The organism is Paraburkholderia sp. SIMBA_027 (assembly GCF_046535315.1).
Classification (GTDB): Bacteria; Pseudomonadota; Gammaproteobacteria; order Burkholderiales; family Burkholderiaceae; genus Paraburkholderia; species Paraburkholderia tropica.
In genome coordinates, this window is sequence record NZ_JAWRWY010001218.1 from 1 (window position 1) to 251 (window position 251).

Annotated in this window: 1 pseudogene; it reads right to left on the reverse strand. The window is 59.4% G+C overall.

Annotated features, from left to right (window positions below):
* Nucleotides 1-235: pseudogene (locus tag SB764_RS43025) on the reverse strand (hypothetical protein); the annotation flags it as partial.
* Nucleotides 236-251 lie beyond the last annotated feature (16 nt).

The following is a 251-nucleotide window of genomic DNA, read 5'->3' on the forward strand; positions in this document are numbered from 1 at the left end:
GCGTATTCTTGAGATAGAGCGCGCGGGCCTGCTGCGGTATGTCGCTGGCGGGAAAATATTGCCCGAGAAAGCTTTCCAGTTCCGGCTGCTTCCGCTCCGACACCACCTTGCCGGCGCCGTCTTCCTCGAAACGGTAGATCATCACCAGGTCGTAACCTAAGGTTGCCTTTATCAGCCGGGTCGTTCTCGAAATCAGGCTTTCGACGCTGTCCGCCTCGCGGATGCGGTCCACCATTTTGCGTGCCGTGCCG